Annotated in this window: 19 protein-coding genes, 4 tRNA genes and 1 other RNA gene; 19 read left to right on the forward strand and 5 right to left on the reverse strand. The window is 71.1% G+C overall.

Annotated features, from left to right (window positions below):
• Window positions 1-4 precede the first annotated feature (4 nt).
• The 8 genes from CNX65_RS04620 to smpB all read left to right on the forward strand — a co-directional run bounded on the left by CNX65_RS04620 (window position 5) and on the right by smpB (window position 5446).
• A tRNA-Met gene (locus CNX65_RS04620) sits at window positions 5-78 on the forward strand.
• A 234-nt stretch (window positions 79-312) separates the two neighbouring features.
• Window positions 313-386: transfer RNA gene (locus tag CNX65_RS04625), tRNA-Met, on the forward strand.
• A 216-nt stretch (window positions 387-602) separates the two neighbouring features.
• Window positions 603-679 (forward strand) — tRNA-Met (locus CNX65_RS04630).
• A 711-nt stretch (window positions 680-1390) separates the two neighbouring features.
• On the forward strand, window positions 1391-1891 hold the full coding sequence (locus CNX65_RS04640; RefSeq protein ID WP_012783564.1) for a PadR family transcriptional regulator: 501 nt from the start codon (window positions 1391-1393) through the stop codon (window positions 1889-1891).
• A gap of 70 nt (window positions 1892-1961) precedes the next feature.
• A complete protein-coding gene (prfB, locus tag CNX65_RS04645) occupies window positions 1962-3065 on the forward strand; it encodes a peptide chain release factor 2 (RefSeq protein WP_096491654.1) in 1104 nt (367 codons plus the stop codon).
• 234 nt (window positions 3066-3299) lie between these two features.
• On the forward strand, window positions 3300-3989 hold the full coding sequence (gene ftsE / locus CNX65_RS04650; protein ID WP_012783566.1) for a cell division ATP-binding protein FtsE: 690 nt from the start codon (window positions 3300-3302) through the stop codon (window positions 3987-3989).
• Between the two features lie 38 nt (window positions 3990-4027).
• Window positions 4028-4930, forward strand: a complete 903-nt coding sequence (ftsX, locus tag CNX65_RS04655) for a permease-like cell division protein FtsX (protein WP_096491655.1) — start codon at window positions 4028-4030, stop codon at window positions 4928-4930.
• Window positions 4931-4960: 30 nt separating this feature from the next.
• Window positions 4961-5446: an SsrA-binding protein SmpB gene (smpB, locus tag CNX65_RS04660; RefSeq protein ID WP_012783568.1), complete on the forward strand. Its 486-nt coding sequence runs from the start codon at window positions 4961-4963 to the stop codon at window positions 5444-5446.
• Window positions 5447-5517: 71 nt separating this feature from the next.
• On the opposite strand, the gene CNX65_RS04665 is transcribed toward smpB, so the two are convergent.
• Both CNX65_RS04665 and CNX65_RS04670 read right to left on the reverse strand, forming a co-directional pair.
• On the reverse strand, window positions 5518-6162 hold the full coding sequence (locus CNX65_RS04665) for a response regulator transcription factor (RefSeq protein ID WP_177154518.1): 645 nt from the start codon (window positions 6160-6162) through the stop codon (window positions 5518-5520).
• Complete coding sequence (locus CNX65_RS04670) at window positions 6150-7400, reverse strand: sensor histidine kinase (RefSeq protein WP_096491656.1); 1251 nt, start codon at window positions 7398-7400, stop codon at window positions 6150-6152. The genes CNX65_RS04665 and CNX65_RS04670 overlap by 13 nt, the downstream gene beginning before the upstream one ends.
• A 162-nt stretch (window positions 7401-7562) precedes the next feature.
• Between CNX65_RS04670 and ssrA the strand changes: the two genes are divergently transcribed.
• Window positions 7563-7936: a transfer-messenger RNA gene (ssrA, locus tag CNX65_RS04675) on the forward strand.
• A gap of 58 nt (window positions 7937-7994) precedes the next feature.
• Here ssrA and CNX65_RS04680 read toward each other — a convergent pair.
• On the reverse strand, window positions 7995-8894 hold the full coding sequence (locus CNX65_RS04680; RefSeq protein ID WP_096491657.1) for a hypothetical protein: 900 nt from the start codon (window positions 8892-8894) through the stop codon (window positions 7995-7997).
• A 393-nt stretch (window positions 8895-9287) separates the two neighbouring features.
• Window positions 9288-11606, reverse strand: a complete 2319-nt coding sequence (gene hrpB / locus CNX65_RS04690; protein WP_096491659.1) for an ATP-dependent helicase HrpB — start codon at window positions 11604-11606, stop codon at window positions 9288-9290.
• A gap of 40 nt (window positions 11607-11646) precedes the next feature.
• On the opposite strand from hrpB, the gene CNX65_RS04695 reads away from it, so the two are divergent.
• The 4 genes from CNX65_RS04695 to CNX65_RS04710 all read left to right on the forward strand — a co-directional run bounded on the left by CNX65_RS04695 (window position 11647) and on the right by CNX65_RS04710 (window position 15836).
• Window positions 11647-12771: a glycosyltransferase family 2 protein gene (locus CNX65_RS04695; RefSeq protein ID WP_157767497.1), complete on the forward strand. Its 1125-nt coding sequence runs from the start codon at window positions 11647-11649 to the stop codon at window positions 12769-12771.
• 4 nt (window positions 12772-12775) lie between these two features.
• Complete coding sequence (locus tag CNX65_RS04700; RefSeq protein ID WP_096491661.1) at window positions 12776-13600, forward strand: GNAT family N-acetyltransferase; 825 nt, start codon at window positions 12776-12778, stop codon at window positions 13598-13600.
• Window positions 13601-13694: 94 nt separating this feature from the next.
• Window positions 13695-15002: an MFS transporter gene (locus tag CNX65_RS04705; RefSeq protein WP_096491662.1), complete on the forward strand. Its 1308-nt coding sequence runs from the start codon at window positions 13695-13697 to the stop codon at window positions 15000-15002.
• A gap of 69 nt (window positions 15003-15071) precedes the next feature.
• Window positions 15072-15836, forward strand: coding sequence for a DsbA family protein (locus CNX65_RS04710; protein WP_096491663.1), 765 nt, complete (start codon window positions 15072-15074; stop codon window positions 15834-15836).
• A 13-nt stretch (window positions 15837-15849) separates the two neighbouring features.
• Here the strand turns inward: CNX65_RS04710 and CNX65_RS04715 are convergent, their stop codons facing one another.
• Window positions 15850-17079, reverse strand: coding sequence for a phenylacetate--CoA ligase family protein (locus CNX65_RS04715; RefSeq protein ID WP_177154519.1), 1230 nt, complete (start codon window positions 17077-17079; stop codon window positions 15850-15852).
• Window positions 17080-17283: 204 nt separating this feature from the next.
• Here CNX65_RS04715 and CNX65_RS04720 point away from each other — a divergent pair.
• The 6 genes from CNX65_RS04720 to CNX65_RS04745 all read left to right on the forward strand — a co-directional run bounded on the left by CNX65_RS04720 (window position 17284) and on the right by CNX65_RS04745 (window position 23440).
• Window positions 17284-17356, forward strand: a tRNA-Ala gene (locus tag CNX65_RS04720).
• A 548-nt stretch (window positions 17357-17904) separates the two neighbouring features.
• A complete protein-coding gene (locus CNX65_RS04725) occupies window positions 17905-19323 on the forward strand; it encodes a protein kinase family protein (RefSeq protein ID WP_157767499.1) in 1419 nt (472 codons plus the stop codon).
• Window positions 19320-20792: a DUF4407 domain-containing protein gene (locus CNX65_RS04730; RefSeq protein ID WP_096491666.1), complete on the forward strand. Its 1473-nt coding sequence runs from the start codon at window positions 19320-19322 to the stop codon at window positions 20790-20792. Before CNX65_RS04725 ends, CNX65_RS04730 begins: the two co-directional genes overlap by 4 nt.
• A gap of 13 nt (window positions 20793-20805) precedes the next feature.
• Window positions 20806-21519 carry a vWA domain-containing protein gene (locus CNX65_RS04735; protein ID WP_096491667.1) on the forward strand — a complete coding sequence of 238 codons (714 nt, stop codon included), beginning with the start codon at window positions 20806-20808 and terminating at the stop codon, window positions 21517-21519.
• Complete coding sequence (locus tag CNX65_RS04740; protein ID WP_096491668.1) at window positions 21519-22496, forward strand: protein phosphatase 2C domain-containing protein; 978 nt, start codon at window positions 21519-21521, stop codon at window positions 22494-22496. Before CNX65_RS04735 ends, CNX65_RS04740 begins: the two co-directional genes overlap by 1 nt.
• Window positions 22493-23440 carry a hypothetical protein gene (locus CNX65_RS04745; protein WP_096491669.1) on the forward strand — a complete coding sequence of 316 codons (948 nt, stop codon included), beginning with the start codon at window positions 22493-22495 and terminating at the stop codon, window positions 23438-23440. The genes CNX65_RS04740 and CNX65_RS04745 overlap by 4 nt, the downstream gene beginning before the upstream one ends.

The raw sequence follows: 23440 nt of genomic DNA on the forward strand, positions 1-23440 counted from the left end.
CCGACGCGGGGTGGAGCAGCTCGGTAGCTCGCTGGGCTCATAACCCAGAGGTCGCAGGTTCAAATCCTGTCCCCGCTACAAAGAGGGAAAACCTCCTGCCGGATCTCCGGCGGGAGGTTTTTTCGTTTTCCCGGAGACCTGGGCCGCCCGCCCGGCCTCCCGTGTGGTCCGCATCACAATCGGGGATCGGGCTTTTCGCGGTGGTTTTCCGGGAGTGCGCCGGGCGGTGAGCAGGGATTTCCGGCGTGGCGCCGCCGGTCGGGGAAGTGATTTGCCTTCGCTCCCGTTCCTGCGTAGAGTTCACCTTACCGACGCGGGGTGGAGCAGCTCGGTAGCTCGCTGGGCTCATAACCCAGAGGTCGCAGGTTCAAATCCTGTCCCCGCTACAAAGAGGGAAATCCTCTCACCGGACTCCGGTGGGGGGATTTTTCGCATTTCCGGCCGATCGGCCGCCGCCCCCGGCGGGTGCGCGCGTCGCCGCAGGTCGTGCCACGCCGGCGTGCGTCGGGCGGGGCGTCCGGCGGGGATTTCCGGCGCGGCGCCGCCGGTCGGGGAGGCGATTTGCCTTCGTCCCCGTTCCTGCGTAGAGTTCACCTTACCGACGCGGGGTGGAGCAGCTCGGTAGCTCGCTGGGCTCATAACCCAGAGGTCGCAGGTTCAAATCCTGTCCCCGCTACCACGCGAAAGGCCCGGTGCGCACAGCGCACCGGGCCTTTCCGCCGTCTGGGGCCCGCGCGCCTGCTCAGGACATGTTCTCCGCCCAGTACTGGGCGCAGGTCAGCGAGCAGACGCGCCCCTCGCCGCTGACGGTGCGGTGCCTGCGGATCTGCTTCCCGCACACCATGCACTCGTCCTTGGCCCCCTGGTCAGGTCCGGTGCCGCTGGCCCACGCACGGGCATTGCGGACGACCTTGGTGCTAGTTCCAGCCCACTTGAAGCCCACAGCTGTCACCCTCCTCGCGCCGAACGGCCTGCACCCGACCCACGGGCACACCTGCGGTAATGGTCCCACCGGAGGGCTGGTCCGCCAGTGTGCGGAGCGGGGATCACCGGGTTGTGCTAACGGCGGTCGGGGGACCCCGGTCGCACCGATGCAGCCGGTGAGTGGGCCGTGTCCGGACGCTGCCGTTCGGGTGATCACCCGGACCGGTCGCCAACGATCTTGAGGATTCCTCGTGATGGCGATTGCCTTGCGCCCCAAAGCTTTCCACTCCGCGTGGACAATCTCGATCAAGCGGCCGAAAGGGTGGATCACCGCCGCCCGCTGGTCACTCTGCGGAGCTTGTCCTTGCTCCGCATGGCCCAACGCCGCTAGCCCGTGATCAGCCACAGTGGACAGAACGGCTGACCATTGTGGACACCTGCCCGTGGTCGTGGCACGGTTGACGTTGTGTCGGACCTCAACGCGACGGCAGCGGCCCTCCTGGGTCTGCTGCACGACGGACCCAAGACCGGCGGCCAGCTCGTTGCGGAAGCGGGAGAGCGCTTCGGCGCGTTCTTCAGCGTCACCCGCAGCCAGGTGTACCGCGAGCTCCCCGCGCTGGCGGAGGCGGGCCTGCTGCGCCTCGGCAAGCAGGGCCCCCGCTCCAGCCAGCAGTACGTGCTGACCGCGGCGGGCAAGAAGGCCTTCAAGAACTGGCTGCTCACCGAACCCGGCCCGGACCACCTGCGCAGCCCCCTGATCCTGCGCATGGTGCACGCGGGGTCCCTGACGCCCAAGCAGCGCCAGGGCCTGGTGGACACCGCCCGCGCGACCTACGGCGCCGACCAGGAGGCCGCCAGGGCCGCCGTGAAGACCGCGGAGGACGCCTACTCCAAGGCCGTCGCCGAGTTCGCCCTGGCCCACGCCAAGGCCGTCCTCAAGCTCCTGGACGCCATTCCCACCGGTTGAGCCGTCCCCACCGGTCGTGCGCGCGCAATCCGGTCGCGCTGCGCGACCGGCGCTGGCGTAACCTTCTGCCGTGAACTTGGACGTCGAGGCAGACATCAAGGACCTCTCCGCGACGCTCGCCAGCATCGAGGCGGTGATGGACCTCGACGCTCTGCGCGCTCAGGTCGCGGAGCTGGAGCAGCAGGCGGCCCGCCCCGACCTGTGGGACGACCAGGAGAAGGCGCAGCGCGTCACCAGCCAGCTCTCCCACAAGCAGGGCGAGCTGCGCCGCGTGACCGCGCTGCGCGGCAGGCTGGACGACCTCGGCGTGCTCTACGAGCTGGCCGAGGACGAGGGCGACGAGGGCAGCGCCGCCGAGGCGGACGCCGAGCGGGCCAAGCTCCGCGAGGAGATCTCCTCCCTGGAGGTCCGGACCCTGCTCTCCGGCGAGTACGACGCCCGTGACGCGCTGGTCACGGTGCGCGCCGAGGCCGGTGGCGTCGACGCCGCGGACTTCGCCGAGATGCTGCTGCGCATGTACTCGCGCTGGGCCGAGCGCCACAACTACGCGGTCGACGTCTTCGACACCTCCTACGCCGAGGAGGCGGGCATCAAGTCCGCCACCTTCCGCGTCACCGCGCCCTACGCGTACGGCACCCTCAGCGTCGAGCAGGGCACGCACCGGCTGGTGCGCATCTCGCCGTTCGACAACCAGGGCCGCCGCCAGACCTCGTTCGCGGGCGTCGAGGTCGTGCCGGTGGTCGAGCAGACCGACCACGTCGAGATCGACGAGAAGGAGCTGCGCGTCGACGTCTACCGCTCCTCCGGTCCCGGCGGGCAGGGCGTCAACACCACCGACTCGGCCGTGCGCCTGACGCACATCCCGACCGGGATCGTGGTGTCCTGCCAGAACGAGCGCTCGCAGCTGCAGAACAAGGCGACCGCGATGGCCGTCCTGCAGGCGAAGCTGCTGGAGCGCCAGCGCCAGGAGGAGCAGGCCAAGATGGACGCTCTCAAGGACAGCGGTTCCAGCTGGGGCAACCAGATGCGCTCCTACGTGCTGCACCCGTACCAGATGGTGAAGGACCTGCGCACCGAGCACGAGGTCGGCAACCCGTCCGCCGTGCTCGACGGCGAGATCGACGACTTCCTGGAGGCGGGCATCCGCTGGCGCAAGCAGCGGCAGACCGCCTGATCGCAGTGACCCCGCGACGGCGGGCGGGCCCCGCGCCCGCCCGCCGTCGCCGTGTCCGGGGGCGTGTCCGTCGCCGTGTCCGGGGCGTGCGCTGGACCACGTCCGGGTCATGATCGGGTAACGGCGCCGGTCGCGGTCACCCAGCGTGCCGCCGCTGATCACCGGCGGGATCACCCTCCGTACAGGGGTGGGCCGATACGTGACCGTTACCTGTGCCGCTTGTAGACTCCCCCCGTGATTCGCCTCGAACACGTGTCCAAGGTCTACAAGACCTCAACGCGCCCCGCGCTCGACAACGTTTCAGTCGAGGTGGACAAAGGTGAGTTCGTCTTTCTCATCGGGGCTTCCGGGTCCGGCAAATCGACTTTCCTGCGCTTGCTGCTGCGGGAAGAGGTGCCGAGCAAGGGGCGCGTTTACGTCTCCAACTTCGACGTCGCCAAGATGGCCCGGCGCAGGGTCCCCCGCCTGCGCCAGTCGATCGGCTGCGTCTTCCAGGACTTCCGGCTGCTGACCAACAAGACCGTGGCGGAGAACGTCGCGTTCGCGCTGGAGGTCATCGGGAAGCCGCGCAACACCATCGTCAAGGTCGTCCCCGAGGTCCTGCAGCTGGTGGGCCTGGACGGCAAGGCCGACCGGATGCCGCACGAGCTGTCCGGCGGCGAGCAGCAGCGCGTGGCCATCGCGCGCGCGTTCGTCAACCGGCCGCTGATGCTGCTGGCCGACGAGCCCACGGGAAACCTGGACCCCGACACCAGCCACGACATCATGCTGCTGCTGGAGCGCATCAACCGCACCGGGACGACGGTGCTGATGGCCACCCACGACCACTCGATCGTCGACTCGATGCGCCGCCGCGTGGTCGAACTGGACCACGGCCACATCGTCCGCGACGACAAGCGGGGCGTCTACGGCGTGGGCCGCTGACCTCCACCCAACCCCGACCCTGAGGAACGTTCCCCCCGATGCGTACCAGCTTCGTGTTCAGCGAGGTCGTCACCGGCCTGCGCCGGAACGTCACGATGACGATCGCGATGATCCTCACGACCGCGATCTCCCTGTTCCTGCTCGGTATGGGTCTGCTCGTCGTCCGCATGGTCGACAAGATGCAGGCGAACTACCAGGGCAAGCTGGAAGTCGCGGTCATGATGACCAACGACGTCAGCGCCAACGACAAGGACTGCGCGCAGGACCCGTGCGCCGGACTCCGCACCAAGCTGGAGGGCACCTCCGGGGTCGAGTCCGTGGTGTACGAGAACCGCGAGCAGGGCTACGAGCGGTTCAAGACGATCTTCGAGGCGCAGCCCGAGCTGGTGAAGCTCGCCCGCCCCGAGGCCATCCCCGCGACCTTCCGCGTCAAGCTGGAGGACCCCGAGCGCGCCGACGTGATCGTCAAGGCGTTCAGCGGCGAGGCGGGCGTCAAGTCGGTCAGCGACCAGGGCGAGTTCCTGTCCAGGCTGTTCGACGTCCTCAACGGCGTGCGCGACGGCGCCCTCGGGCTCGCCGCGCTCCAGGCGTTCGCCGCCCTGCTGCTGATCTCCAACACCATCCAGGTGTCGGCGTTCACCCGCCGGACGGAGGTGGGGATCATGCGGCTGGTGGGCGCGACGCGCTGGTACACGCAGCTGCCGTTCCTCATCGAGGCCGTGGTCGCCGGCATCATCGGCGCCGTGCTCGGCGTCGCCTGCCTGATGCTGTTCAAGGTCACCGCGCTCGACTCGGTGCTCGGCGACCTGTTCACCTCCGGCATCCTGCCGCAGCTCGGGATGCTCGACATCATGGTCATCTCGCCGATCCTGCTCGGCGTGTCCGTGCTGATCTCGGCGCTCACCGGCTACGTCACCCTCCGGTTGTACGTGCGCCTATAACCGCTGGCCCGCTCGCGTAAGGTCTTCAGCATGGTCAAGGAACGCGGTCAGAAGGTGATCGCGTCGAACCGCAAGGCTCGGCACGACTACACCATCCTCGACACCTACGAAGCCGGCGTCGTGCTCGTCGGCACGGAGGTCAAGAGCCTGCGCATGGGCAGGGCGTCGCTGGTCGACGCCTTCGGGCAGGTCGACGACGGCGAGGTCTGGCTGCACGCGCTGCACATCCCCGAGTACGTCGCGGGGACGTGGACCAACCACGAGGTGCGCCGCAAGCGCAAGCTGCTGCTGCACCGCCAGGAGATCGAGAAGCTCATCGGCAAGACGAAGGAGAGCGGCCTGTCGCTCATCCCGCTGTCGATGTACTTCAAGGACGGCTACGTCAAGGTCGAGCTGGCGCTGGCGAAGGGCAAGAAGTCCTACGACAAGCGGCAGGACCTGGCCAAGCGCGACGCGCAGCGGGAGATCGCCAAGGCCCACGGCCGGGCGCTCAAGGGCAAGGGCGGCCGGTACTAGCCGTCCCCGACCCCCTCCGCACAGGCACGCCGAAGCGCCCCCGGACTCCTCCGGGGGCGCTTCTCGTCGTCTCAGGCCCGGCCGAGGTAGGTGAGCACGGCCCGCACCCGCCGGTGCTCGGCGGTGCTCGGCTCCAGGCCCAGCTTGCTGAAGATGTTGCCGACGTGCTTCTCCACCGCGCCGTCCGACACGGTCATCTCCGCCGCGATCGCGGTGTTCGACAGGCCCTGCGCCATCAGGCCCAGCACCTCCCGCTCCCTCGGCGTGAGCGAGTCCAGCGGGTCGCGCTTGCTGCGCGCCATCAGCTGGGTGATCACCTCGTGGTCGATGCTCGTGCCGCCCTCCGCGACCCGGCGCACCGACGCCACGAACTCGGCCACGTCCGCCACCCGCTCCTTGAGCAGGTAGCCGACCCCGCTCGCGCCGCCCACCAGCAGGTCCACGGCGTAGCGCTCCTCGACGTACTGCGACAGCACCAGCACCGGCAGCCCTGGGACCAGCCTGCGGGCCTCGATCGCCGCGCGCAGGCCCTCGTCGGTGAACGTCGGCGGCATCCGCACGTCCACCAGCGCCAGGTCCGGCCGGTGCTCGCGCACGGCGTCCAGCAGCGCCACCCCGTCCTCCACCGCCGCGACGACCTCGATGCCCTCGTCCTCCAGCAGCCGCTGCACCCCCGTCCTCAGCAGCACCGAATCCTCGGCGATCACCACGCGCACGGCAGCTCCGTCCTGATCGATGTGGGGCCGCCGACCGGGCTCACCACGGTGACGACGCCGTCGATCGTCGCAGCCCGGTCGGCCAGTCCCGCCAGGCCGCCCCCCTGGCGCACCGAGGCGCCGCCGCGCCCGTTGTCCACGACCTCCACCACCACGGACGTCCCGGTGCGCGACACCGCGACCCGCGCGCGCGTGGCGCCGGAGTGCTTGGTGATGTTCGTGAGCGCCTCGGCGACGGTGAAGTAGGCGGTGCTCTCGACCGCGGTCGGCGGGCGCGGCTCCACCTTCACCGACACCTCCACCGGCACCGGGCAGCGGGCCGCCAGGGAGGACAGCGCGGCGTCCAGGCCGCGGTCGCCGAGCACCGACGGGTAGATGCCGCGCGCGAGGTCGCGGAGCTCCGAGATCGCCAGCTTCGCGTCCGCGTGCGCCTCGTCGATCAGCGCCCGCACCGCCTCCGGGTCGCTGCCCAGCTTGCTCTTGGCCCGGCCGAGGCTCATCGCCACCGACACCAGCCGCTGCTGCGCGCCGTCGTGCAGGTCCCGCTCGATGCGCCTGCGCTCGGCCTCGGCGGCCTCCACCCCGCGCGCCCGGCTCGCGTGCAGCCGCTGCGCCTCGGCGGTCAGCTCCGCCGTCCGCGACGGGCCCAGCATCACCCGCACCAGCCAGCCCTGCCAGCGCGCGGCCGTGCGCAGGCCGTGCAGCAGGGCCAGCCACAGCAGCCCGCCCAGCAGCGCGGCGGGCAGCCCCGAGTACCAGGAGTCGATCAGCCACTCCCGGCCGCCGCCCAGGTCCACCGCGATCGCGAACGGCAGCCAGAGCGTGGCGAGCGGCAGCGCGATCAGCACCACCGCCGCCACCGACGCCGCCAGCAGCACGGCGAACTGCACGACGCGCGGCACGAGCACCAGCAGCTGGTACAGCAGCGCCCGCCACGCGGCGGCGTCCCGCACCGGCCCCCAGACCCACCCGAACCGCCCGGACGGGCGAACCCGCGGCGCGGGCGGGTGAACATCAACCCCGAGCGCGACCCTGGCCAGCCCGCGCTCCGAACCCCCGCTGGCGCGCGCCAGCACCATCGCGAGCGCCAGCAGCGGCAGCCCGACCAGCACCGGCGCCGTGGCCAGGCCCAGCAGGGTCAGCGGCACCAGCAGCAGGCACCACACCACTCCGGTGACCGGGGCCAGCAGGAAGTACCCCGCGGCCCGCCCAGCGACCGGTCTCACCCGCGCCGTCATCAGCTCCCCGTCCTCGTGCTCCGCCCACCCCAGCCTGCCCCCTCCGACCAGCCGGAACCATGAGGCGCACCGCCGCCTTCCGGTAGGGGCAGCCCCACCGGGGCACGGGGAATGAAATCGGTGGCGCGGGGCGTTATGATGGTGGAGTCAGGTACCCGACCAGGGGGTGAACGGTTTCGACTTTGTGCGTCGATTCAAGGGAAGCGTGCCGGTGCAGGCGAGAGACCACCGCAAGCGTCATCGCAAACCAATAAGCGCCAAGTCTAACGACCAGCGCGCGTTCGCCCTCGCCGCCTGAGGCTAGGAGCAACGCTGTCGGCCCGGAGGAGCCTCCGCTCCGGTCGCCGGCATCAGCTAGGAGGCTTCACCTCCGTTCCCGGTCACGGGGAGCGGTTGGGACACCCACAGTGACTGGGCCTGTCACGACGTCTTGTCCGCGTGATCGTCGGGGCCGAGCAGAGGCATAGCGGACTGCGCACGGAGAAGCCTTGATGAGCCGGCAGAGGACCCGGGTTCGATTCCCGGCACCTCCACTCGGTGGATGGCGAGTGCTCGAACTCTTCGAGCACTCGCCATTCGTCGTTCCGGGGGCCGCTAGTTGCGGGTCGTGATGCGCAGGGCGGTGACCGGGCCTGCGGCTCGGGGTCGGGGGATCTCCAACCACTCGATGCCGCCGTACCGCTCGAAGAACCCAGGTGACTGGTCCAGGTAGCGACAGGTCAAGCTGATGTGGTGAGGCTTGAACTCCGATGGGTGGCTCTGGTGCACCGAGAAGTCCCACACTCCTCGGCGAAACCAGTAGGCTGCGGCTGCGCGTGCGGCCCACGTCATCGGACTGGCTCTTGACCAGCGCTTTTCGAACCCGCCCTCATGGGGTTGGCTGCTGTCCACTGGCGGCAACAGCAGGCGTTCTGCGCCTACTGTGCCAGAGCTCACCAGGGCGACGAGGGCCATGCGCATCCTGAAGGGGATTTGTCGCTCCATCCCCGCGAAGCAGGGCAGCATTCCTCGCTCGGGGGCGTTGAGGTCTGAGTGGGGAGTGGACAAGCGCTTTCGGTACGCCGACTGCCTGCACGCGTTGGAGCAGTACTCGCGGGGGCGACCACCTGGGGCGATGATCGGGATCTTGTCCTGCCCGCAGTCGGCGCAGGGCAGCAAGCGGTCCACACCGTAGCGATCGCCGATCGCTCGAACAGCCGCAGAGGACTGCCAGTCGAGGTCTTCCCAGGTGATGCCCTGCTCCTCGAGGTAACTGGCCACGCTGAAGCGCGCGTGGTCCAACATCCCGTGGACGTGCCCCAGGTAGTCGTAGTCGGGGATCAGTGGCACACCGTTCGCCACCCAGGTCTTGGTCAGTGCTGCCACGGGAACCTTAAAGCAGTGGTGCAGGATCAAGAAGGCGGCGTCGTTGGCGTTCAGCTGGGCGAGCGCTAAGCCGAGAACGTCGTCATCGTTGCGCAGTGCTGCCCTCGCGGTGGGGTCGGAAAGCATCACGCGCGGCTCCTCGTCGGCAGGACGCCGGGCAGTGCTCCCAGTACGGCTGCGAGGTCGCAGGGGTTCGCGCGGTTGATCGCCGCGATGGCGACCGTCTGAGCGGTGCGTGCGGAGCACGCTGCTGCCACGCACCACGTGCTGAACGCCATGACCAGAGGGACGGTGTCGGTGATCGGCGGCATCGGATCTCCTCATGTGAAAGGGCCCCGTGTCGATGACACGAGGCCCTGAAACAGAAAAGCCCAGGTGTGTCACCTGGGCCGCCGGGCATGGGTATGCCCGCAGAACAAGCCTAGTGGATACCGCAACGTCACTCTTTGGCCCGCTGAACGCCCTCATTTCCCCTGGTAGATTCCCCGGACTTAAAAACTTTTTGTTTCGTAACGCGCCCCGTCAGCGCCGAGCTGGCGGCGCCGTCATCGGGTCTTCGGGCCAGCGGTGCTTGGGGTAGCGACCCCGCAGTTCCGCTCTCACCTGCGGATAGCCCGTTTGCCAGAACGACTTCAGGTCACCCGTCACCGCCGTCGGACGGCCTGCCGGGGTGAGCAGGTGCAGGACCAGGGGGATTCCCGCCACGGTCGGGGTTTCGGTCCAGCCGAAGACCTCCTGCACCTTCACCGGCAAGGTCGGCGGCGTGGTGGAGTAGTCGACGGCGATCCTCGAACCCGACGGGACTTCCAAGCGGTCCGGGGCCAAGTCGTCGAACTTCACCGCCGCGGGCCACGGCATCGCCGCCTGCAGCACGTGGTCGGCTTTCAGCTTCGCCAGGTCGGACTTGCGGCGGGCGTTGCCCAGGTCCACCAGCGGGAGCAGCGCCTCGTCGGTCACCTCCGGCCACGGCGCCCCCAGCACCTCGTGCAGGAACGCCAACCGCTGCCGGGTTCGGACTGCCGCAGGGCTCCACGACAGCAACCCCAGCCCCTCCGCCGCCAACCCCGCCCGCAGCGCCCGCTGGAGGTGCGCGGTGTCGGTCAGCTGGGTGGTGGACAGCGGGATCGCACCCAGGTGGCGCACCCGCCGCGCCACCACGTCGCCGTCCCACGCGATCTCCTCCCGCTCCCCGAGCAGCGCGGGCGCCGCCTGCACGGCCAGCTGCTCGTCCGCCCGCGCCGCCAACCTGATCCGCGCGTGGATCCGCCCCGGCTCGCGGTCCGCCACCGCGATCGCCAGCCACTCCGCGTCCGCCAACCGGCTGCCCTGCGGCAGCTCCGCCGCCGTCCCGCCCGCCATCAGGTACACCGGGCTGCCCGGCGCGCGCCTGCGGGCCAGGCGCTCCGGGTGCGCCAGCGCCACCACCAGCGCCTGGTCGCCGCTGCCGGACGTCGCGGGGATCAGCTTCGACAGCCTGCCCACCTCCCGCCGGTCCGCGCTGCGACCGGTGATGTCCTCGCCCGCGCCCCGGTCCTCGTCCAGGATCGCCACCACCTCGGCCGCCGTCCTCGACCCGGCCAGCTCGCCGCCGTCCAGCAGCGCCCGCGCCAACCGGGGGTGCAGGCCCAGCGCGGACATCCGCTCACCGCGCCCGGTCACCCGGCCGTCCCGCAGCGCCCCCAGGTTCCCCAGCACCGCCTTCGCCGCCTCCAGCGCACCCCTCGGCGGCGCGTCCCACCAGGACAGGCCCTCGCCGTCCGGCGTCCCCCAGCACGCCAGCTCCAGCGCCAGCGACGTCAGGTCCGCGCTGCGGATCTCCGGCTCCGGGTAGCGCGGCAGGGTGGACTGCTCGTGCTCCGGCCAGCACCGGTACGCCCGCCCCGGCGCCTCCCGACCGGCCCGTCCCGCGCGCTGGTCGGCCACGGCCGCGCTCACCCGCACGGTCGCCAGCCCCGCCAACCCCCTGCGGTGGTCCACCCTCGGCACCCGCGACAGGCCCGCGTCCACCACGGCGCGCACGCCCGGCACGGTCAGGCTCGACTCGGCGATCGACGTCGACAGCAGCACCCGCTGCTCCCGCCCCACCCGCAGCACCGCGTCCTGCTCAGCCGCCGTCAAACGGCCGTGCAGGACGTCCACGCGCAGGTCGCCGCCCTGGAACAGGGCCGCCACCCGGCGGATCTCCGGCACGCCCGGCAGGAACACCAGCACGTCCCCCGGCGTCTCGGCGACCGCCCGCCGCATCGCGCGGGCCACCAGGGCCTCCGGCCGCTCGCCCTTCTGCGGCGGGACGTGCAGCAGCTCAACCGGGTGGGTCCTGGCGTGCGCGGTCAGCACCGGGACGCCGCCCATCAGCTCCGCCAGGCGGTCCGCCGCGACCGTCGCCGACGTCGCCAGCAGCCGCAGGTCCGGGCGCAGCCCCGCGCGGGCGTCCAGGAGCAGCGCGAGCAGCAGGTCCGCGTCCAGGTGCCGCTCGTGGCACTCGTCCAGCACCACCGTGCCCACGCCCGACAGCTCCGGGTCGTGCTGCAACCGGCGCACCAGCAACCCGGAGGTGACCACCTCGATCCTGGTCGACCCCGACACCTTCCGGTCGCCGCGCACCGAGTACCCGACCGTGGCCCCCACCGGTTCGCCCAGCAGCGCGGCCATCCGCGCCGCCGCGGCCCGCGCGGCGATCCGGCGCGGCTCGGCGATCACCACCCGGCCCTCCAGCGCCAGCGGCACCAGGGTGGTCTTGCCCGTGCCCGGCGGGGCCACCAGCACGGCCGCGCCCCACCCGGACAGGGTCTCGATCAGCTCGGGCAGCACCGCTCGGACCGGAAGATCTGGCAACTCCACGGGGGTGAGTCTGCCAATGTGGTGGCAGGGGGTGGTCAGCGTGGGGATCGGGGACGTGGGGATCAGGGGAGCGCTCGCGGTCGCGTTAGCCGGGACGGGCGTGGTGAAGGCGGTGGGCACGGCCGCCGCGTGGCGGAAGGTCGAGCGGTTGCCCGCCGGGGTGGTGGACGACGCGCTGGTGGCGGTGGTCGTGCCCGCGCGCGACGAGGAGGCGAACCTCGACCGGTGCCTGCGGTCGCTGCGCGCGCAGGCGCACGAGCGGCTCCGGATCACCGTGGTGGACGACGGGTCGACCGACGCCACGGCGGCCATCGCGCGCCGCCACGCCGAGGCCGACCCGCGCGTGCGGGTGATCACCGCGGCCGAACCGCCGCCGGGGTGGGCGGGCAAGGCGCACGCGCTGCACGTGGGCGCGCGGGCCGCCGACGCGGAGTTCCTGCTGTTCCTGGACGCCGACACCGAGGCCGTGCCCGAGCTGGTCGGCAGGCTCGTCGCGGCGGCCCGGCGGTGGCGGGTCGACCTGGTCTCGGTCGCGGGCCACCCGCCCGCGCGCGGGCACTCCTGGTGGTCGCTGTTCGCGCCCATGACCGAGTCGCTGCTCACCGTCGCCTCACCGGACGGCTCGCGCGGGCGCGCGCTCGCGGTGGGCCACTGCGTCCTGGTCAGGCGGGTCGCGCACGAGAGGTCCGGCGGCTGGGAGGCGATCCGGGGCGCCAGGGTCGACGACCTCGGGTACGCCGCGCTCGTGCGCGACACCGGCGGGCGCACCCGGTTCGCCGACGCCTCGGGCGCGCTGCTCGTGCACGGCGTCGACGGGGTCGGGGCGGCCTGGCGGTCGGTGACCAGGAGCTCCGTCGCCCTGGTCGCCGAGACCGGGGGAGGGGCGGCGCTGTTCGGGGCCGCCGCGCTCGCCCAGCTCGGGTACGGGGCGCTGCCCGTGCTGATGGCGGTCCGGGGGCGCGGGGTGGTGCGGTGGGCGGGGCTGCTCGCGTGGGCCGCCCAGGCCGCGACCAGCGCGCTCTACCTGCGGCGGGTCGGGCAGCCGGTGGCGCGCGCCGCGCTCGCCCCGGTCGGCGCGACCGCGTTCGGCGCGCTGCTGGCGCGGGCGACCTGGCTGGCCGGTCGCGGCGGCGCGGACTGGAAGGGGCGCGACGTGCGAGGGTGAGGGGGTGGTTGACCCGTTGCACGACCCCGACGACCCCGAGCTGCTCGACCCGTACCGGGCCCGCGACCTGGCCGGGCTCGTGGAGAACGCCCGACTCGCCTCCGGCGCCGTGCGCTACGGGCGGATCGGCGCGGTCGGCTGCGCGCGGGTGGTGGTGAACCCGGACAGCCCGCTGCCCGGCGGCAACCACGCGTGCGCGCTGGACGGGACGTCCGCCGAGGTCGCGGGCACGCTGCTGCGGCTGGAGCGCAGCTTCGCCGACGTCGGGCGCGCCGAAGCTGTGGTGTACGCCTCACCCACGACCGTCGCCGAGATCGAGGGCATCGCCGACGACGCCGGCTGGTACGCCGTCGAGGAGCTGCTGACCTTCGTGCACCGCCGCCGCCGCGGCCCGCTCGCGGAGTCCGCGCAGGTGAGGCCCGCCGCGGACGCCGACCTGCCTCAGCTCGCCGAGCTGCTGGCCGATGACCTGGGCGTGGGCGGCAGCCGCAAGCTCGTGAGGCACCTCGGGCAGCGGCTGGACGACCCGCGCTGCGCGATCCTGGTGGTCGACGACGGCGACCGGGTCGGCGGGTTCGCCTCCGGGTTCGGCGAGCACCGCGTCGGGCTGGTCGAGCAGGTCGTGGTGCGACCGGCCCGCAGGCGGCGCGGCATCGGGTCCGCGCTGGTGGGCGGGCTCGTGTCGACCCTGTGGGACGCGGGCGCGCTGCTGGTGTCCGCCCAGGTCGCCGAGGGCGGCGCGGGGGAGCGGTTCGCCGAGGCGTGCGGCTTCGAGGCGGCCTACCCCGTCACCGCGTACGCCCGACGGGTGGACGAGCTGCTCGACTGAGCTGCCCCGACCAGGGCGGTCACCCCGACGAGTGAACTGTCACATATCCTTAGGGCAGCTAATAAAAACCAAAGATCGAGAAAGAGGCGCTGCTGTGCTGGGGAGAACGACGGAGCGGACAGCGCAGCGGCTGCCCGCCGAGGTGTGGGTTCTGGTCGTGGCGAGCTTCATCATCGCCATCGGCTTCGGGATCGTCGCACCGGCACTCCCGATCTTCGCTGACAGCTTCAACGTCGGGTCCACGGCCGTCGCGCTCGTGATCAGCTCGTTCGCCGTCGTGCGCATCCTGTTCGCCCCGGTGAGCGCCAAGCTCGTCACCCGGTTCGGCGAGCCCAAGACCTACATCGCGGGCATCGTCATCGTCGCCCTCGGCACCGCGGCCTGCGGTTTCGCCGTCACCTACTGGCAGCTGCTGTTCCTGCGCGCGTTCTCCGGCATCGGCTCGACCATGTTCACGGTCGCCTCCGTCGGCCTGCTCATCCGCATCACCCCGCCCGCGCAGCGCGGCCAGGCCACCGGCCTGTGGTCCACCGGCTTCCTGCTCGGCAACATCTTCGGCCCGATCATCGGCGCCGCGCTCGTCGGCGTGTCCGTGCAGCTGCCGTTCGTCAGCTACGCCGCCGCGCTGCTCGTCGCCGCCGCGTTCGTGTGGTGGTTCCTGCGCAAGTCCACGCTCGCCGCGCTCGACACCAGCGCCCGGCCGGAGAGCCCCGTCACCGTCCGCCAGGCGCTGCGCAACAGCGCCTACCGCGCGGCGCTCGCGTCCAACTTCGCCAACGGCTGGGCGGTGTTCGGCCTGCGCGTGTCGATGGTGCCGCTGTTCGTGGAGAAGGCGCTGCACGGCTCGCCCGAGATGGGCGGCATCTCGATGTCGGTGTTCGCGGTCGGCAACGTGTGCACGCTCATGGTGTCCGGCAAGCTCTCCGACCGGATCGGCCGCAAGCCGCTCGGCATCGCGGGCCTGGCCATCTCCGCCGCGGGCACCCTGTGGTTCGGCTTCAGCACGAACGTGCCGATCTTCCTGGTCGCCTCGTTCGTGGCCGGTCTCGGCGCGGGCCTGCTGAACCCGCCGCAGAACGCGGTCGTCGCCGACGTCATCGGCCCCAAGGGCAAGGGCGGCCCGCTGCTCGCCACGTTCCAGGTGATCGCCGACCTCGGCGCCATCGTCGGACCGCTGCTCGCGGGGCTGCTCGCGGACAACTTCTCCTACACGACGGCGTTCACCGTGACCTCCGGGATCATGGTCGTCGCCCTGCTGATGTGGATCACCATGCCGGAGACGCTGGTGAGGGAGAGCACCACCGCGGAGACCGTCGCCGTCGAGTCGGGCACCCTGGACGAGGGGCCGGAGGTGCCCACCGGGGAGCGCGTCGCCGGACGTCCCAGGCAACCAGAGGCCTAGGGCTCAGGTTCCACTCAGCATCCCCGGCTAACCTGCGACGCAGGTCGTAGCGGGAAGGACGTGCTTGACGTGGGTGGGGCTGAGCGCAACGCTCGGAAGAAGAAGCAGGCCCAGCGGGCGGCGGTGTCGGCCGTCGCCGCCAGCCGCAAGACGAGCGACCGGAACAAGGTCGTCGCCGGGGTCGCGATCGTCGTGGTGCTGGCGCTGGTGGTCATCGGCGGAGTGATGTGGCAGGGGGCCTCCAAGTCCGCGGAGAACGCCCAGCTCGTCGCGACCGGGGCGAAGGGCACCAACGCCCCGGTGGAGCGCTCGGGCGGCGTGGTGACCGTGGGCGAGCCCGACGCGGACGTCACCATCGACGTCTACGAGGACTTCCTCTGCCCGGTGTGCGGCATGTTCAAGGAGAAGCACGCCGACCAGATCCGCACCAGGGTCGAGGCGGGCGAGCTGCGGGTGAACTACCACCTGCTGCCCATGCTGGTCCGCATGTCCTCCCCGGAGGGCTACTCGCGCGACGCGGCCAACGCCGCGCTGTGCGTCGCCGACGAGGGCAAGTTCCCGGAGTACCACGACCGGCTGTACGCCCAGCAGCCCGAGGAGGGCGAGGCCGGGTGGACCAAGGACCAGCTCAAGCAGCTGGCGGTCGACCTGGGCGTGACGTCCGAGGGCTTCAAGTCCTGCGTGGACAGCGGCAAGCACGAGGCCGACGCCAAGGCCGAGCTGGACAAGGCCAACGCGACGGACTTCTTCAAGGGCACCCCGACCGTCACCAAGGACGGCCAGGAGCTGGACGCCCTCGGCGACCCGGAGTGGCTGTCGAAGCTGTTCGCCTGAGCGCTCCCCGGCCCTAGAGGCCCGGCACCGGCGGCTGTCCCGCGCTCCAGCGGGCCAGCCGCCGCGCTTTTCCGGTCTCCGAGCGGGGCACCGCGCCGTGCGCGACCACGTGCACCGCGCAGGTGAGGCCGAGGCGTTCCCGGAGGGCGGTCCGCAGGTCGTCGGCCACGTCGTGCGCGCTCTCGACCACGACCCGCAGCTCGGGCCGCGCCGGGTTCCGCCGGTCGTCCACCACCAGGTAGTGCGGGCTGACCCGCCCGTCGGCCAGGACGACCGCCTCCACCTCGCTGGGGAACACGTTGACCCCGCGCACCACCAGCATGTCGTCCCGCCTGCCGAGGGGCTTGCCCATGCGGCGCAGGGTGCGCGCGCTGTCCGGGGCGGGGCCTGCGAGCACCGCGACGTCGCCGGAGCGGTAGCGCAGCAGCGGCATCCCGGTCTTGGTGAGGGTGGTGAACACCAGCTCGCCCGGCGTGCCGTCCGGCACCGGCAGCCCGTTTTCGTCCACCGCCTCGACGAGGAAGTGGTCCTCGGCGACGTTGAGCATCCCGCCGGAGTCGAGCGACTCGCAGGCCACACCGGGCCCGATCACCTCGGACAGCCCGTAGATGTCGAGCGCCCTCACGCCCAGCAGCTCCTCGATCTTGTCCCGCATGGCGTCCGTCCAGGGCTCGGCGCCGAAGAGCCCCACGCGGAAGCTGCTCTCGACGTTCGCGGCCCTGAGCGCCTCGCCGAGGTGGATGGCGTAGGAGGGCGTGCAGCAGAGCACGTCGGGCCTGAGGTCGGCCACGAGCCGAACCTGCCGGTCGGTCATGCCACCCGACAGCGGGATCACCCGCGCCCCCAACCTGAGCCCGCCGTGGTGCACCCCGAGCCCACCGGTGAACAGCCCGTACCCGTAGGCGTTGTGGACGGTGCTGTGGCGGGTCACCCCGGCCCCGCCGAGCGCACGGGCCATGACCTCGGCCCAGACGTGGACGTCGTTGGCCGTGTACGGGATGAGCGTGGGGCGCCCCCCGGTCCCGGAAGACCCGTGCACGCACACGATCCGGTCATCCACTTGGAACCCGAACGGGTAGTGGTCCCAGAGGTCCTGCTTGGACACCGTGGGGAGGAGGTGGAGCTGGTCGAGCGAGATGTCATCGGCGTCACACAGTCCGGCGTCGCGCAGCCGAGCGGCGATCACCCCGTCGGCGCGGAGCAGCCGCCGAACCAGCTCCCGCAACCTGACCTGCTGCGTCACCCGCCGAAGGCCGGGATCACCCCCCTCGTCGCCAGGCCGGACGAGGACCGCTCGGTCGTGCGCGCCAGTGCTCACGCGTACCGGTCTAGCAGCCGAAATGGGGTGGGGGTACCCCCGATTTTTCTTCTGGTGGGTGCATGATGTACGGTATTGACACACGGGAACGGCGGGGCCAACCGGCCGGGAACGTGGAGTAACGAGCACGGGGCTGTGGCGCAGCTGGTAGCGCATCACACTGGCAGTGTGAGGGTCAGGGGTTCGAGTCCCCTCAGCTCCACCCAAGGAAATCGCCCGTCGACCATTCGGTCGGCGGGCGATTTGCTTTGATGTCCTTCTTCCCCTGCGGCTCATGTCGACTCCGGCGCCCGTGCGCTTACTCGCTCAAAGTCAACGTGTCGTCACTTTGAGTGCGCGTGTGCGGGGTTGGGCGTTTTCCAGGGATTGTCACGTTTGGTGAACACTGGTGACGCAACGTTCTCGCGAGTTTTCCAATCGTTACGACGAGTGTGCTCTGAAGGCGTTTTCCCACGTTGAGGTCTTGATCAACAATAATGTACTCGGCAGAACCCGGCTTTCCCCTGGATTTCAGTCGGGGGTGGAACACTATTTTTGCGGATAGCGTTTTCGGGGTGCCCACGCGAGTTGCTTGCCTGCGGTAACGTGCCTCATCCGTTGTCCGATCGACTGCATGGGCACTGCTGATCCGCCTGCCAGTGCGCGGTGCCGACAAAGACTTCTGTGAAGCCGGGCCATTGTTTCGGCTTATTCGCCATGCCTTGTGCAGGTGTGGTGGGCCATCAACCGCGGTGATGTGGAGGAAGGCGCGTGGGGAATCCCGTGAACAGCACGGGCGTGTCCATCGACCTCGCTGACTTAGGCGCGCTGGGCGCCCGACTCGGGTCGGGTGGTGAGGCGTCGGTGCACGCCATGCCGGGGTTCCGCCTGCCCGACGTCAAGGGTGAGCTGGTCTTCAAGCGCTACCGGAACGCGAGCAGCCACCCCGACGCGCTGCGGCGGGTCGTGGCCACCCGCACCGGCCTCGACGACGAGGCGCGCGCCAAGCTCGACGCGATCACCGCGTGGCCGGTGCGCGTGGTCCTCTCCGGCGACCAGGCCGTCGGCGTGCTGATGCCGCGCATTCCCGACCCGTTCTTCGACCTCGTCACGCGCAGCACCGGCCAGGAGCACAAGTTGCGCGAGGTGCAGAACCTCTTCATCGACGAGTCGAAGCTGTCCCGGTTCGGCAGGCCGGTCCCGACCCCGGAGCAGCGCCTGCGGATCTGCCTGGACTTCGCCTCGGCGCTCGCCTTCCTGCACGACCGGCTGAAGTTCGTCTTCGGGGACGTCAACCCCAAGAACGAGGTGTTCCGGCTCGACGCCAGGCCGATGGTGCTGTTCCTCGACTGCGACGCCGTCCGCCCCGTGGGCACGGTCGCGGCGACTCGCCAGCTCAACGCCGCGGACTGGATTCCGCCCGAGGGCGGCGTGCTCAACCTGGCCACCGACCGCTACAAGCTCGGCCTGTTCGTACTTCGCTGCCTCACCCCCCGCAGCTTCTCGTCGGTCAAGGCCAACCCCGAGGACGCGGCGGGCGTGCTCGACGCCGAAGGGATGGCCCTGCTGCGCCGCGCGCTCGGCAAGGACGGGACGGCGCGTCCGTCCTCCGACGACTGGGTGCGCCACTTCCGCCACGTGCTCGGTGAAGCGGTCGACCCGCCAGCGCTCGGCGAGGTGCGGCTGGACCGGACCTTCACCCTCGCCGGTCAACCGGTCGTCGTGGAGTGGGAGGCGCGGGAGGCCAGGCACGTCGAGCTCACCACCGGTGCCAGGACCGTCCGGGTGGACGGGCGTTCGGGGAGGGGCAGCACCTCCCTGCGGCCAGCCGACACCGGGCCGGTCCGGGTGCGCGCGCTCAACGACCTCGGCGAGGACGTCCGGGAGATCGGGCCGGTGACCGTCCTGCCGCTGCCCGCCGTCGACCGGATCCCCGTTCCCCTGCCGGAGTTCGACTGGCCGTTCCCCGAGCACGGGCGGATGCGAACACCCGACCTCCCGGCCCTGCCTGACCTCGCTCTCCCGGTGCCCGCCCCACCCGCCTTCGGCGGACGACGAGCGGTGCCGCTGCCACCCGTGCCCTTCTCTGGCGCGGCGGTGTTCCCCCTCGACCTCCGGGCCATGGTGTCCGACTCCCCCGCGCTCGAACTCCGATCGGGCGCCCAGAACAGTGAAGGGAAAAACCGATGAGCATCTCCCTGGTGCTCGCCAGGATCGCGGGCGCCCGCGTCGACGTGCTCCAGAAGGCGCCCGGCGACGTGGCCAAGCACGCGGCTATGGGCGGCGTTCTGATCAGCACCTCGACGATCGCCGCCGTGTCGGCGTTCTTCGCGCTGCGCTCCACGCTGGACCTGTCCGTCCCGCTTGCTGTGGTCGCGGGCCTGGTCTGGGGCGTGGTGATCTTCAACTTCGACCGGATGCTGATGTTCAGCATGGGCAGGGGCAGTGGGCTGATCAAGGGCACCGCGTCCGCCCTATCTCGCTTCGCCCTGGCTGCCGTCATCGGATCGATCGTCTCGACGCCCCTGGTGCTCGCGATCTTCGACCGGGAGATCAGCAGCGAACTGGTGGTCATGCAGGCCGAGGCGATGAAGGAGAACCAGCGCAAGGCCGACGAGGCGTACGCCAAAATCACCGAGTTGGAGCAGGAGCAGACCCGCCTGCTGGACGTGGTCTCCGGTCGCGCGGCCGCCTCGGTCTCGGACAACGCGGACGTCACTGCGGCCAAGGCCAAGCTGGACGCCGCCGAGAAGGCGTACCTGGACGCCAACGCGCAGGCCCAGTGCGAGTTCGACGGCACGTGCGGCACCAAGGTCCCCGGCAACGGCGAGTCGTACCAGCAGAAGAAGCGGCTCGCGGACGAGGCCAAGGGCGCGCGCGACAAGGCGCAGCGGAACCTGGACGAGATCACGGCCAAGGTGACCGACCAGTTGGAGAGCGGCGCGGTCAACGACACCGAGCAGGCGCAGAAGCGCCTCCCTGAGGTTCAGGGCGACCTCGACCGGTTGCGCAAGGACCAGAAGGGGCTTGAGGAGCGGAGCAAGTCCGCGACCGAGCAGGACACCGGTCTGCTCGCCCGGCTGGAGGCGCTCGACCGGATCACCGAGGGCAGGCCCAGCGGTGCGGCGGCCCACCTGGCCGTGTTCCTGCTGTTCTTCTGCATCGAGGTGCTGCCCGTCATCGCCAAGGTGCTGTCGGCCTTCGGCCCCGAGACGCTCTACGACCGCCTGCTGCGGCGCGTTGATGACGACGCGGACACCGACGACAAGGTGTGGGCCGAGCGCGACCGGGACCTGGCCAAGGCCAAGGCGGAGCAGCAGGCCGAGATGGAGCTCAAGCAGCTCGACGCGCAGATGGCCACCCACGCGAAGACCGCGCAGCTGGTGGCGGACAAGCAGCTCAAGATGGCGATGAAAGCCATCGACGTGTGGGGCGAGCTGGCCCAGCTCTGCACCGACGAGGAGCTGGACCGCTGGTACCGGGAGCACGTGGGGCCGAACGCCCGGACGCCCGCCGCGCTCCGGCCCGAGCCGGTCGTCCCGCAGCAACCCGCGCCCCAGCAGGGCGACCCCGAGTCCACCCTGCGCATCCCCAGGGTCGTGCTCCCCCACCAGAACGGGGCTCCGGTGAACGGCGCCCCGTCCAACAACCACCTCTGACCGGAGGAACCCCGTGGAAGCGGACAAGCTCAAGCTCCTGCCCTTCTACCTGGTCATCGACGTCTCGCTGTCGATGACGGGGAACAAGCTCGACCAGGCGAACGCGATCATGCCCAAGGTCCTGGACGCCCTGATGGACTCGCCGATCCTGGCGGACAAGGTCCGGTTCGGCGTCATCGACTTCAGCGACGACGCGCAGGTCCGGCTGCCGCTGTGCGACCTGCTGGACGACAGCGTCACGCTTCCCAAGCTCACCGTGCGCGGCACGACCTCGTACGCGGCAGCGCTGCGACTGCTGCGCGCGGAGATCGAGAGCAACGTCAAGCAGCTCAAGGCCGACGGGTTCATGGTCCACCGGCCAGCCGTGTTCTTCGTCAGCGACGGCGAGACCACTGACCGGGAGGACGAGTGGCGTTCGGCGCTGCACGACCTCACCCAGGGCTTCGCCGCGTACCCGAACCTCATCCCGTGCGGAGTGGACGAGGCCGAGCCGAAGACGCTGGCCGCCCTGATCCACCCGGCGTCCGGGAACAAGGCCATGCAGATGTACCTGATGACGCCGGGGTACGACCCCGGAGACGCCATCGCGGGCATCGCCGAGATCCTGATCTCCAGCGTGATCTCCTCCGGGCAGAGCATGGCGCAGGGCGACTCCGGGCTGATGCTGCCCGACCGCGCCGGCCTGCCCGAGGGCATCTCCGCCCACGACGCGGGCGACTGGCTCTGATGGACGACACCACCGAGACCACTGAGCAGGTCGATGCGGACGAGGTCGTGTGCCACGTGCCGGTCGAAGCCCACGCGGTCGGGGATCCCGGTCGTGCGGCCAGTCGCGTCGTCCCGGTCCCGGACCCGGCTAACTGGGACCGCCGGGACACCGTCCTCGACGGCTTCGCGCTGCTGGCTGCCCCGAAGCGGCCCGTGGCCGAGGTGCGCGCGGCGAGCGTGCGCGGGCTCTCGCACCGGCACTACGGGCGGGTGCGCCAGGACGAGTACGGCTTCCGCCGCACCCCGGATGGCCGCTACTTCGTCGTCGCGGTCGCGGACGGCGTCTCGTCTGGCGCCCAATCCCACCTGGCCGCGAACATCGCGGCGCGCAAGGGGGCCGAACAGCTCACCCGCGCTCTGGATGGCTCGGCTCCCGAGCAGATCCCCTGGAGGGAGTTCCTCCGCGACGTCGCCGGGGCCATCGCGCGACGCGGCGGGGCCCTCCTGGCGGAGCGGGACCCGCAGGGAGCGCAGGCGGACGTGCGGGAGATCGCCAACCTCCTCGCCACGACTGTCCTCTACGCCGTGATCGACCTGGTTCCGGTGAACGGTGCTCATACCGCGCACCTGGTGTCCGTCGGTGACACCACGGCTTGGGTACTGCGCGCAGACGGGCGCTGGGAGCCACAGGCGGCGATCAAGAACGACGGCGCCGAGCTGTACTCCGGAGCGGTTCGCGCGCTCCCCCTGCCGCCCCCAGGCGACCCGACGCCCGTGCGCACCACTGTGGCACCAGGGGAGATGCTGGTCCTGATGACCGACGGCATCGGTGACCCGCTCGGCCACGGCACCGGAGAGGTCGGCCGGTTCCTGGCACGGGAGTGGGCCACGCCGCCGGTCTCAGGGCTGGAGTTCGCCGCGCAGGTCGGCTTCGCGCGCAGGAGCTTCGACGACGACCGCACCGCAGTCGCGATCTGGCCGGTGGCACTGCCGTGACCGGGCACTCCGTCGGGATCGGCGCGGTCGGCCAGCTCGGCGGACTGCTCGGTTCCGGGGGCCAGGCGAGGGTGTTCAGCGCGCCGGGTGCCGAACTGCCCGACGTGCCCGGTCCCCTGGTCTACAAGCAGTACAGGGCGGGACACGCGCCACCCCACGGCCTGGCCTCGGTCGTGGCGCGCCGTCTGCGCATGGACGAGGCCGTGCGGCACCGGCTCGACCGGTCCGCCGCGTGGCCTTTGCGCACCGTCGAGGAGGACGGCGCGGTCCTGGGCGTGCTCATGCGGCTCATCCCCGACGGGTACTTCCAGGACCGCGTCCGACCCGGCAGGGAGCGCGCGCGGACGCTCAGGGAGGTCCAGCACCTGTTCATCGACCCGGCGCGGTCGGCCCGGCTGGGGATGCCCGTGCCCGAGACCGCAGGGCGGCTGCTCGTGTGCCGTGACCTCGCGCTCGTGCTGCACCTGCTGCACCGCAACGACTTCGTGGTCGGTGACATCAACCCGATGAACGCCGTGTTCCAGCTCGACGGGCGGCCCAGCGTGATGCTCGTGGACTGCGACTCGATCCGGATCAGGGGAGCGGCACCGGTGGTGCGCCAGCTCAACGCGCCCGACTGGGAACCGCCCGAGAGCACCCTGAACCAGGCCACCGACCGGTACAAGTTCGGGCTGTTCGTGCTGCGCTGCCTCAGCCCTGGGCCGTTCGCGTCCACCGCGCGCGATCCGGGCAGGCTCGCGGGCGTGCTGCCCGTCGAGGGCCTGGCGCTGCTGGAGTCCGCGCTCTCGACCGACCCGGAGCGCAGGCCGACCGCCCAGCGCTGGGGGCGCTACTTCGACGCGCTGCTCGCCGAGTGGCCGACCGCGACCGCCCCGTCGAGGCCGCTGGCCACGACCGGCTGGCGCCGCGATCCGCGTACCCGTCGCTGGGTGCGGGGGGCCTGA

The sequence above is a fragment of the Actinosynnema pretiosum genome (genome assembly GCF_002354875.1).
Taxonomy (GTDB): domain Bacteria; phylum Actinomycetota; class Actinomycetes; order Mycobacteriales; family Pseudonocardiaceae; genus Actinosynnema; species Actinosynnema auranticum.

Excerpts from the sequence above, each read along its gene's own strand:
- smpB (WP_012783568.1), top strand. The coding sequence starts at position 4,961 with ATGGTCAAGGAACGCGGTCAGAAGGTGATCGCGTCGAACCGCAAGGCT.
- CNX65_RS04670 (WP_096491656.1), bottom strand. The coding sequence starts at position 7,400 with ATGACGGCGCGGGTGAGACCGGTCGCTGGGCGGGCCGCGGGGTACTTC.
- CNX65_RS04730 (WP_096491666.1), top strand. The coding sequence starts at position 19,320 with ATGAGCATCTCCCTGGTGCTCGCCAGGATCGCGGGCGCCCGCGTCGAC.
- CNX65_RS04740 (WP_096491668.1), top strand. The coding sequence starts at position 21,519 with ATGGACGACACCACCGAGACCACTGAGCAGGTCGATGCGGACGAGGTC.
- ftsX (WP_096491655.1), top strand. The coding sequence starts at position 4,028 with ATGCGTACCAGCTTCGTGTTCAGCGAGGTCGTCACCGGCCTGCGCCGG.